We start from the raw sequence: 10,103 nt of genomic DNA, 5'->3' as shown, positions 1-10,103 counted from the left end.
AGTCTACCTCTTCCTACTTTTGTTTTCATTCTACTACCTATATCAACTCCTGAACAGGACATAAATGTCCGATTACAAAAAAAAAATTCAAAAAAACTAAACCATTACTGGTCTAGTTTTTCTTTTATTTCATCGTAAGAAAGTGGATGTACTTCTTCATCTTCGGATAATTCACTATCCATTGGCATTTGACCTGTTTCATACAAAGCTTTAATCTGTACACTATCCAAAGTTTCATACTTAAGAAGAGCTTCCGCGATGAGTTGGTGTTTCTCACGGTTATCATGGATAATCTCAGCTGCTTTATTATGAGCTTCTGTCAATATATTGCGAACTTCTGTGTCCAATTCGTAGGCTGTTTGTTCCGAGATATATTTTTGTGTTGTTTGTGCACCGAACATCGCATGGCTACCTTCATATTGCATTGGACCCATTTTCTCACTCATTCCGTATTCAGCTACCATAGCACGCGCCATTTGAGTAGCTTGTTCAAAGTCATTTGAAGCACCGGTTGTTTGAGTATTGAAAATAATTTCCTCTGCGACACGACCGCCCATCAAGCCTGCCAATTGCTCTTTCATATCTTCTTTAGATAGGAGCATTTGGTCTTCTTTAGGAAGTGCAATCATATAGCCACCTGCACGGCCACGTGGAACAATTGTTACCTTATGGACTTCACGAGCATTTGACAAGACAAGCCCGACAATTGTATGACCGGCTTCGTGATAGGCCACGATTTCTCGTTCTTTGGCTGAAACTTGGCGATCTTTCTTTGAAGGACCTGCAATAACACGATCTTCTGCTTCATCAATATCTGCTGCATCAATCTTGTCTTTATTGCGACGTGCTGCAACAAGCGCTGCTTCGTTCAGTACGTTTTCCAAATCAGCACCAACAAACCCTGGTGTCTGTTGGGCAACTAATTTCAAATCAACATCGTCTGCCAACGGCTTGTTTTTAGCATGAACTTTTAGAATCGCTTCACGACCCTTGACATCTGGACGGCCGACAAGTACCTTCCGGTCAAATCGTCCTGGACGTAAAAGAGCTGGATCAAGAACATCACTTCGGTTGGTTGCGGCAATAACAATAATTCCTTCGTTGCCTTCAAAACCATCCATTTCGATCAAAAGTTGGTTGAGGGTTTGTTCACGTTCGTCGTTACCGCCACCCATTCCAACACCACGTTGGCGACCGACAGCATCAATTTCATCGATAAAAATGATTGCTGGCGCAGCTTTTTTCGCATCTTCAAACAATGAACGAACACGGCTAGCACCGACACCGACAAACATTTCGACAAAATCAGAACCAGAAATAGAGAAGAATGGAACTCCTGCTTCTCCAGCGACAGCTTTTGCCAAAAGGGTCTTACCAGTTCCTGGAGGGCCTTCTAGTAAGACACCGGCTGGAATCCGGGCACCTAGTTTGGTAAAGCGTTTTGGTTCTTTCAGGAATTCTACAACCTCTACCAACTCTAGTTTTTCTTCTTCCGCACCTGCAACATCTGAGAATCGAACCTTGATATTGCTCTGTTCCAAGGCTTTGGCTTTATTGCGACCAAAATTCATGGCACCACGTGCACCGCCACCACCTTGGTTCATCATCATCATGAAGAAGACACCGAACAAGACAAGTGGGAATAGGTTCAGCAGGATATTTAACCACAAGCTATTAGAAGATTCTGGTTTGATTGTCACATCTACACCTTGCTCATCCGCTAGACTTTGAAGGGTTGACAAGGTTGAATCGGAAGCTAAAATCGTTGACGTAAAGTTTTTATAAGTTTGCGTGTCAGATACCTGGAAGAGCTTGATAGAGGAAGCTAGCTCACTTTTTGCTTCTACTGCATTCTTATAAGTACCCTTGATTTCAATAATACTGCTATTGGGTTGGTAGGTGAGTTCCGTAACATTTCCATTCTTTAATTCTTCTAGAACGGTTGAGTAGGAAATTTCCTGGGTTGCTACCTGACTGCCAGCATTCATGAATTGGAATCCTGTAATCAGTGTCGCAATGATGAGAATAATGAGAAAAGGATTTCTAATAAATCCTTTATTGGGCTGTTTGTTCATAAATTAGCAAAAACCTTCTATTAAATTGAATAGACTTCCTCTTTCAATACACCGACATAAGGAAGATTACGATAGTTTTCATTGTAATCCAATCCAAATCCAACTAAAAATTCTTTTGGAACAGTAAAGCCTGAATAATCCGCTTCAATTTCCACTACACGACCTTCTGGTTTGTCAATCAAAGTAGCAATTTTAATTGAATTTGCTTGACGTAGCGCAAACAACTCTTTTAATTCTTTGAGTGTACGACCAGTATCAATGATATCTTCAATAAAGAGAATATCGCGACCAGCAACGCTGTTATCCAAATCTTTGATGATTTTTACAGTTCCGCTGCTTTCTGTGCCACCGTGGTAGCTAGACACCACCATGTAGTCCGTCTCGATATGTGTATCGATATGTTTGATCAATTCTGCCATGAAAGGAATAGAGCCCTTCAAGATACCAACAAGAATTGGATTTTTTCCTGCATAGTCTTCTGTCAGAACTTTTCCTAATTCTTTACACTTGGCAGCAATCTCTTCTTCCGTAATCAGAACTTTTTTAATGTCTTTTTCCAGCATAAGTCTACTCTTTCATTTTTATGTATAATGTAGCTTTGATTATATCATTTTTTGCAGATTTACTCAAATCACTAGTAGCAATATTGGAAATTCCAAGAATTTTTCCATCTTGTTCAATCACGGCTGCCCTGCGACGTTCAGAAAATGGAATTTTATTGTCTATAAAATAGCGACTCACTTTCTTTTGAATCCCATTTAAGAGAATTCGGTCGCCTGGCTGCCAGGTTCGTAATAGGATAGGATTTTCTGACGGCAAAGCAAGATTCCAAGCATCAGGAAGGGGCTGATTTTTAGTGACCAGATAGGGTCCCCAATGAAAAATACCATCTGATTTTATCACAATGTCTTGGGGTGCACTATCCGTCTCAGGTCCTATTTTTTGAATAGACATGGTCTTGTAGTCTTTTTTAAACCAGTAGCCATTTTTCAAATAGGTGTGAACATTTGCCTTTTCTACTATTATATGGTGCAATTCTTTGAATTGGGATTTTGAAAGATGAAGGTCAGGAAACTCTTGCAAGTAAAGCTGTAGTAAAACGTGTTGTACTGCTCTGCTTTGTCCCAAAAAAGTCGCAAGATTTGTCACATCCATCCCCTTTGTCAAATCGATCAGCGCCTGTTTAAAAGTATGACTTTCTTGACCTAGTTCAATCAAAGCTTGTGAAATGGCAGGATTTTCTTTTTCCAACCGGGGAAGGTAATTGTTTCGAACCCTATTTCTAAAAAATGCTGGTGACTGGTTAGATTGGTCATCAAAATGAAAGCAGTCCTCTAAATCTGATTTTCTAAAGTGTAAAATCGGGCGAATCAACTGGCCTGGTGGAAAATCTTGGACTGGTTGCATGCCTGCCAGATGAATCAGACGGCTGCCTCTCACCAATTTCATAAAGATAGTTTCTGCCTGATCATCCGCATGGTGGGCAGTCACTAAAGCGCTATAATCTTCTGACTCCATGATGTCTTTAAAGAATTGGTAACGAAAATCTCGCCCTCGTTCTTCTGTAAAGGCACCTTGAAAAGACCGACAGTAAAAGGCCAACCCATGTTGATGGGCCCAGTTTTGGAGATAGGTTTCTTCCTGGTCAGAACTTGGTCGGAGCTTATAGTTGACATGGGCTAGCCCCAGTTCGATTCCTAAGTCCTTGCGATAATGATAGAGTAGCTGAAGGAGGTTCATAGAGTCTTTTCCTCCTGAAATCGCCAAGAGGACACGTTTGTGTTTATCAAAAAAGTGACCATCTTGTGTCACTTTTAAAAATTGTTTTTTTATCATTTTAGAATCTCATACACATCTTTTGCGATTTGTGACATCGTGTCGTAGGTAGATTTTTCTGTAAAGATGGAAAGAATGAAGGGACTGTCTGTATAAACGACTGCCACATCATGTCGAAAATCATAGGCATCTCCAATCTTATGGGCAACTGGAACGGGAATATCTTTAGAAATCCGTTGATTGTCGAACTTAGTTTCTTTTAAACTCTCCAAAACATAGCCATTTTGTTCATAGAGTTTTTCCATCATTTTTCCAGCCATCTTTGCAGAAGCAAGTCGTTCTTCCATGTCCCATTTTTGGCCAACAATGCCTTCAATGGTAGCGGTAAACGTCGCATCAAATTGATGGCTTGTGTAATAAGCAAGAATATTGCTAGCTACATTATCGGATTCTTTGGCTGTCCGATTAATCAAATCCTCGACACTATACTCTTTATTATTAGCTGTTTTTGGAAGAGAACCGCTTCCAGAAGCATCAAATGCACCATAGAATTCCAAGGTTTCTTTGGTATAGGTAAGAGGTTGATTAAGTTGGAATTCTCCAGCATTAATGACTTCTTGAGCATAATAAAGGGTCGCTAATTTACTAGTGGATGCAGCATACATGAGTTTATCTTCATTCACTCCAGCTGTTTGACCTGTCTCAAGCTGCTGAACGTAGATTGAAAGAGTATCTTTGTCATACTTTTCTTTTAATAACTGCTGAACAGCTTCCATGCGGTTGTCTGTTGCAGACAAATCTTCCATGGCAATCCAGCCTAGTCCTTCTACATGAGCAAAGAGTCCCCAATGTGTTTCTGCTAATCGATCCACTTGAACAGCTTGGTAGGCTTTTTTCTGCTTTTGACTCACTTGGGCTTGATTGGCAATCGGGCTGGTATAGAAAACTGCATCTGCCTTTGTCCAATAAGTTTGATCCACATCTTGGCTCGAAAGTATGCTATCATCGTAAATCAGCGCCGGATCTGCAGCAATGTAAGTCTGGTCTTCTAATTGAAAAACCAAGACTTGCTGGTCATTGACACTAACTCCGACAATGCTAAAGACTTGATTGGGTTCAATCGTCCCCACTTTTTCTGTCAAGGATTGGTCCGAAAATGTCGAGATTGTAGCAAATACATTTGGATTGGTTGGGACAGTTTGAAAATCCGTATTATAGGACTTATAATTCAACTGATAGCGTTCTTGGTTGCTTAGTTGAAATGGAAGCTCTGTGCTATCTACCCTAGTAGCGTTCCATAATACTGGCAATAACAATAGCAATAAAACGAACTGCATGTCCCCTCCTTTCCATACTTTTCATTAGTTTTCGTCTGGCTCTTCTTGTGCCAGTTTTAATTCCTTATTTTTTTCAGATAACTCTTCTAGTTTATCATCAGAATATTGCAAGAACTTTTCAACTGTTTCAAAGATAGATGACATCATTGCGGCAGTATCCCTGGAATATTATAGATAAATTCCCCTTCCTTAGACCACTGGTATTTGGCACGAACATATTTAGCTGCAAAGTCTTCATTTTCTAATTGTTTGACCAAAGCTGCGCGCTCTTCTTGCTCAGCAACAAGATTTTGGTACTGGTTTTCCAATTCTACCAACTGGCTCTCCCTGTCTTTCAAAGTTTGGTAACTTTGAACTAGGTTATAGGTTGGCAAAATGAACAAAAAGACCACTAAAATCAAAATGGAGGCCATAAAGCGATTTTTCTGGCGCTTTTCTGCCAAGGTCAGCTTGCTTTTCTCACGTTGGTTCTGGATATAAGCATTATTGATTTGAACGATTTTCGACTTCTTCATCAGTTTCTATCCTTGTCTCACTGATTATTTCATACATTTTCAGTGCATATTCTTTCTTGGTACTGTCCTTCATTTCAAGAACCTTTACAGTCAATAATTTGTTCCCAAATCGGATTTCAATCTGGTCTTCTAGCTTGACATCTGTTGAAGATTTAGCCAAAATGCCATTTATTTTGATACGGCCCTTATCTGCAACTTCCTTTGCAACTGTTCTCCGTTTAATGATACGGGAAACTTTCAAATATTTATCTAATCTCATGATTTCACCTCATCTCTTTATTTTATCATGTTTTATTGAAAATGCAGGAATTATCCCACTTTTCTCCGCTTGATTTCAACTAGTTTTTCGGCAAAAAGCATCAATTCTTCCAGAATCTCAAAATCCTTCTTCCCTCTTACAATGAAAATGACTTCTAGTTGGCCCTTATTTTCAGCAATGCGCGCTTTCAATTGAGTCGCAGAAAGAGCTTCAAAATAGTCTTGTGTCAAGAAATGTTGACCAGCCATTGCTTCAAATCGCACTGTAACCTGCTGGTCTTTTCGTTCAACTAACTGGGTAAAGGTTTGATCTAAAAAGGCTTTTAGTAAACCAATTTCAAGTAAATAGGCCACCACGTCTGGGTATTCACCAAACCGGTCTATCAACTCATCTTGCAATTCTTGGTAGTTTACACGAGTGTCAATTTGCTTGATTCGTTTGTAAATCTCAATTTTCTGACGTTGGTCAGCAATATAGTCCGTCGGTAAGTAAGCATCAATTCCAAGATTGATTTCTGCATTGCTCTTCTGACGTTTTTGAGCCTTACCTTGCTTTTCAAGGATAGCTTGTTCTAGTAACTGAGAATAAAGCTCGTACCCAACGGAATCAATGAAGCCAGACTGAGCTGCTCCCAAGATATTTCCTGCACCACGGATAGACAAATCTTGCATGGCAATCTTGAAACCAGAGCCTAGCTCTGTAAAACCTTTGATGGCCTCTAAGCGTTTTTCAGCCACTTCTGTCAAGGACTTGTCCGGGCGATACATAAGATAGGCGTAGGCAATTCGATTGGAACGACCGACACGGCCTCGCAGTTGATAGAGAGTTGACAGGCCCATATGGTCAGCATTTTCGATAAAGAGGGTATTGGCATTGGGAATATCGACACCTGTTTCAATAATAGTTGTCGTTACCAAGACATCGTATTCTCCTTCAATAAAGGCAAAGAGGGTATTTTCCAACTGGATTTCTGACATCTGTCCGTGAACATAGCCGATAGAGGCTTCAGGGACCAATTCCTTCAATTCAGAAACTTTCTGTTCAATAGTGTCAACTTTATTGTAAAGGTAGTAAACCTGTCCCCCTCTGTCTATTTCTCGTAGAATTGCATCACGAATAACACTTGTATTGGTTTCCATGACATAGGTTTGGACGGGATAGCGATTGGTTGGCGGTGTTTCTATAACAGACAAGTCGCGGATACCAAGCATGGACATTTGAAGGGTGCGTGGAATAGGTGTCGCTGTCAATGTCAGGACATCGATTTTTTTCTTGAGTTCCTTCAATCGTTCCTTATGCTTGACACCAAAGCGTTGCTCTTCGTCAATGACCAGTAAACCTAAGTCTGCGAAAACGACATCTTGTGACAAGAGTCTGTGGGTACCAATCAGGATATCCACCTGTCCCTTTTTCAGTCTTTCTAAGGTCGCAGCCTGCTCTGCCTTGGTCTTAAACCGACTCATGACCTCGATGTTGACAGGGAAATCCGCAAAGCGTTCCTGGAAATTGGTGTAGTGCTGCTGAGCCAAAACTGTGGTGGGTACCAAAATGGCCACCTGCTTGCCGTCGTTGACCGCCTTGAAAGCTGCCCGCATGGCAACTTCTGTCTTACCAAAACCGACATCACCGACCAAGAGGCGATCCATAGGAGAGTCTTTCTCCATATCTTTCTTGATTTCCTGAATGGATCGGATTTGGTCATCGGTTTCCGCATAGGCGAAAGCCTCATCAAACTCTGCCTGGTTGGTATCGTCGGGAGAATAGGCAAAGCCCTTGAGCTGACTGCGTTCGGCATAGAGTTTTATCAGGTCATCGGCAATGTCCTCGACTTGCTTCTGCACCTTTTGCTTGGTCTTTTGGAAACGGCCGTCGTTGAGTTTGTTAACCTTGGGTGTTTTTCCGTCTGACGCCAAATACTTAGACAGCAGGTCAATCTGGTCAACAGGCAGGGAAATCCTATCAGAATTTTGGTACTGAATGGTCAGGTAATCCCTGTGAATACCAGATACAACAATGGTTTCAATACCCAGATACTGACCAATTCCATGCACATGGTGGACAACATAATCTCCCACAGCCAGCTCTGTGTAGTCTTTCAGTCGTTCGGCATTGGAAATATTTTTCCGTCTGATTTTCCGCTTGATTTTCTTATGGAAAATTTCGCGTTCTGTAATAAGGACGAGTTTTTCATCTAGGAAATGAAAACCGCTGGACAAGGAACCAATAGTAACCTGTTGCTGCCCTGCTAACAAGTCATGCGGTTGGTAAACAGGCAAGTGAATATCATATTCCTGTAACGTTTTCTGTAAACCCTGTAAAGATGTCTGCGATTCTGCCTGAACAATGACTGTATAGTTTGATTTGGCATAGCGAGCTAATTCGTCTTTCAAAAGGGGAATTTGGTTGAAAAATTCCTGCATGGGATGCTGATTTAAGGAATGAATAGCATCGAAACGCAGATTTCCTAACCCCTTTTGAAAAGTGGAAAAGAAGGTTGCTGGCTTGTAAGTTCGAAGTTTTTGGTAGGAAGAGGCAAAGTAATTGAGACTTGACACTGCTTTACCTTTTTGTAAATCATCTGTCAAGATCCCTGCTACTTCCTTATCAAACTGAGCGTGCCGATCCGCAATCTTATGAAAATCATCTAAGAAGACTGGAGAGCCTGCTGGTAGATAGTCCAGCAAGGTCCATTCTTTCTCATAGAGGAAAGAAGTAAATCGGGACAAATCAGGGTGTCGATAATCTGTTTTGACATCTGCTAAAACTTCCTTCAAGTAGGAAATTTGTTCCTCTGATTGTGAACTCTCAATTGAGGCTTCAAGTTTTTCACTGACACGCAAAAAATCTTCTGGTGAGAAAATCATCTCAGAAGCCGGGGAAATAGTTACCTGTTCACAAGTATCTAATGATTTTTGACTCTCCACATCAAAGGTCCGAATACCATCGATTTCATCTCCAAAGAATTCCAAGCGATAGGGAAGCTCTGCATTGATATCAAAAATATCGAGAATATCACCACGTTGGCTAAATTCTCCTGCACTCAGTACACGTGACACCTTTTTATAGCCAATCGCTGTCAACTGATTGACAAGTCTGTCAATTTCTATTTCTTGCCCAATAGACAAATCTAGTTTAGCTTGACGGAATGTATTTGGACTGGGTAATAAAATCCGACAAGCTGCCACGCTGGCTACTAGAATCCCACTTGTTGTTGGATCTAATAGAAAGTTCAAACTAGCTATACGAGATTGAGTTCTGTCCTTTGAAGCAAAAACAAATTCTGCCAATGGGCTATCATCTGTAAAGAAGTTGTAAACCACTTCATTCCCTAAAATGGCTGCCAAACCCCCTACTAATTTTTCAGCTTCATTCTGACTGGCTGTGACCAGTAAGATTTTTTCCGAAAGGGAGTCATAGGCCGATGCAATAGTTAGGGCCTTGCTACTTCCTGACAGTCCCATAACCAGTTGTCTAGTATTTTTATTCAGATTGGCCTGCCAGCTTTGAATAGTCTTATTCTGACCTAGTAAATCTAATAAGTTCATTATCCGTTAAACTTTCTCATAATAGTATCAAAATCATCTTCTTCTAGATAAAAGTTGACAGCCTTGTCAAGTTTATCTAAGGCCAAGTCAATCTCGATACGGTCTTCTGTGTCAAACCCTGACAAGACATGATTGACAACGCTCATTTTTCCTTTTGGACGGCCAATACCGATTTTAATGCGGTCAAATTCCTGTGTCCCAATATGCTTGACAATAGATTTAATCCCATTGTGGCCACCTGCTGAGCCTTTTTGACGGAAACGGATTTTCCCAACTGCCATGTCCAAGTCGTCGTAAGCCACCAGAATATCGGTCTCATCCAGACCATAATAAGTCATCAGAGCATGGACAGCCTTACCAGATTCATTCATAAAGGTCGTTGGCTTGACTAGGAAAATTTTCTCGCCGTCAATAAAGGTAGTAGCAATATCCGCTTGAAAAATTTTATCGTGGTTAAAGGTCACATTTTCACGCTTGGCAATCTTATCCAGCAGCATAAAGCCGACATTGTGCTTGGTTTCAAAATAGCGGTCTCCGGGATTTCCGAGACCGATGATCAATCGTGTCATTTTTTCTCCTTAATACCAAAAGGCTGG

Annotated in this window: 9 protein-coding genes; all 9 read right to left on the bottom strand. The window is 40.9% G+C overall.

What is annotated here, in order from left to right; all coding sequences use genetic code 11:
* Nucleotides 1-104: 104 nt before the first annotated feature.
* From ftsH to pth, 9 genes are read right to left on the bottom strand one after another with little or no spacing between them, the layout of a single operon-like run.
* On the bottom strand, nt 105-2,075 hold the full coding sequence (ftsH, locus tag J5566_RS02855; protein ID WP_208561981.1) for an ATP-dependent zinc metalloprotease FtsH: 1,971 nt from the start codon (nt 2,073-2,075) through the stop codon (nt 105-107).
* 20 nt (nt 2,076-2,095) lie between these two features.
* A complete protein-coding gene (gene hpt, locus J5566_RS02850) occupies nt 2,096-2,638 on the bottom strand; it encodes a hypoxanthine phosphoribosyltransferase (protein ID WP_208561980.1) in 543 nt (180 codons plus the stop codon).
* A 4-nt stretch (nt 2,639-2,642) separates the two neighbouring features.
* A complete protein-coding gene (gene tilS, locus J5566_RS02845) occupies nt 2,643-3,908 on the bottom strand; it encodes a tRNA lysidine(34) synthetase TilS (protein WP_208561990.1) in 1,266 nt (421 codons plus the stop codon).
* Nucleotides 3,908-5,188 carry a serine hydrolase gene (locus tag J5566_RS02840; protein WP_208561979.1) on the bottom strand — a complete coding sequence of 427 codons (1,281 nt, stop codon included), beginning with the start codon at nt 5,186-5,188 and terminating at the stop codon, nt 3,908-3,910. Before J5566_RS02840 ends, tilS begins: the two co-directional genes overlap by 1 nt.
* Before the next feature lie 24 nt (nt 5,189-5,212).
* The gene (locus J5566_RS02835; RefSeq protein WP_398582963.1) at nt 5,213-5,335 is read right to left on the bottom strand and encodes an SP_0009 family protein; all 123 of its coding nucleotides are present in this window, start codon (nt 5,333-5,335) and stop codon (nt 5,213-5,215) included.
* A complete protein-coding gene (locus J5566_RS02830; RefSeq protein ID WP_208561978.1) occupies nt 5,332-5,703 on the bottom strand; it encodes a septum formation initiator family protein in 372 nt (123 codons plus the stop codon). Before J5566_RS02830 ends, J5566_RS02835 begins: the two co-directional genes overlap by 4 nt.
* Complete coding sequence (locus J5566_RS02825; RefSeq protein WP_208561977.1) at nt 5,672-5,962, bottom strand: RNA-binding S4 domain-containing protein; 291 nt, start codon at nt 5,960-5,962, stop codon at nt 5,672-5,674. Before J5566_RS02825 ends, J5566_RS02830 begins: the two co-directional genes overlap by 32 nt.
* A gap of 50 nt (nt 5,963-6,012) precedes the next feature.
* On the bottom strand, nt 6,013-9,507 hold the full coding sequence (gene mfd, locus J5566_RS02820) for a transcription-repair coupling factor (protein WP_208561976.1): 3,495 nt from the start codon (nt 9,505-9,507) through the stop codon (nt 6,013-6,015).
* On the bottom strand, nt 9,507-10,076 hold the full coding sequence (gene pth, locus J5566_RS02815) for an aminoacyl-tRNA hydrolase (RefSeq protein ID WP_172145697.1): 570 nt from the start codon (nt 10,074-10,076) through the stop codon (nt 9,507-9,509). Before pth ends, mfd begins: the two co-directional genes overlap by 1 nt.
* Nucleotides 10,077-10,103 lie beyond the last annotated feature (27 nt).

It is taken from the genome of Streptococcus suis (genome assembly GCF_017601095.1).
Lineage (GTDB): Bacteria > Bacillota > Bacilli > Lactobacillales > Streptococcaceae > Streptococcus > Streptococcus suis_Z.
The sequence above is the reverse complement of the archived record's forward strand: the minus strand, read 5'-3'. Positions and strand labels throughout refer to the sequence as shown.

Excerpts from the sequence above, each read along its gene's own strand:
- J5566_RS02835 (WP_398582963.1), bottom strand. The coding sequence starts at position 5,335 with ATGATGTCATCTATCTTTGAAACAGTTGAAAAGTTCTTGCAATATTCT.
- J5566_RS02830 (WP_208561978.1), bottom strand. The coding sequence starts at position 5,703 with ATGAAGAAGTCGAAAATCGTTCAAATCAATAATGCTTATATCCAGAAC.
- mfd (WP_208561976.1), bottom strand. The coding sequence starts at position 9,507 with ATGAACTTATTAGATTTACTAGGTCAGAATAAGACTATTCAAAGCTGG.
- J5566_RS02840 (WP_208561979.1), bottom strand. The coding sequence starts at position 5,188 with ATGCAGTTCGTTTTATTGCTATTGTTATTGCCAGTATTATGGAACGCT.
- J5566_RS02825 (WP_208561977.1), bottom strand. The coding sequence starts at position 5,962 with ATGAGATTAGATAAATATTTGAAAGTTTCCCGTATCATTAAACGGAGA.
- ftsH (WP_208561981.1), bottom strand. The coding sequence starts at position 2,075 with ATGAACAAACAGCCCAATAAAGGATTTATTAGAAATCCTTTTCTCATT.
- pth (WP_172145697.1), bottom strand. The coding sequence starts at position 10,076 with ATGACACGATTGATCATCGGTCTCGGAAATCCCGGAGACCGCTATTTT.
- hpt (WP_208561980.1), bottom strand. The coding sequence starts at position 2,638 with ATGCTGGAAAAAGACATTAAAAAAGTTCTGATTACGGAAGAAGAGATT.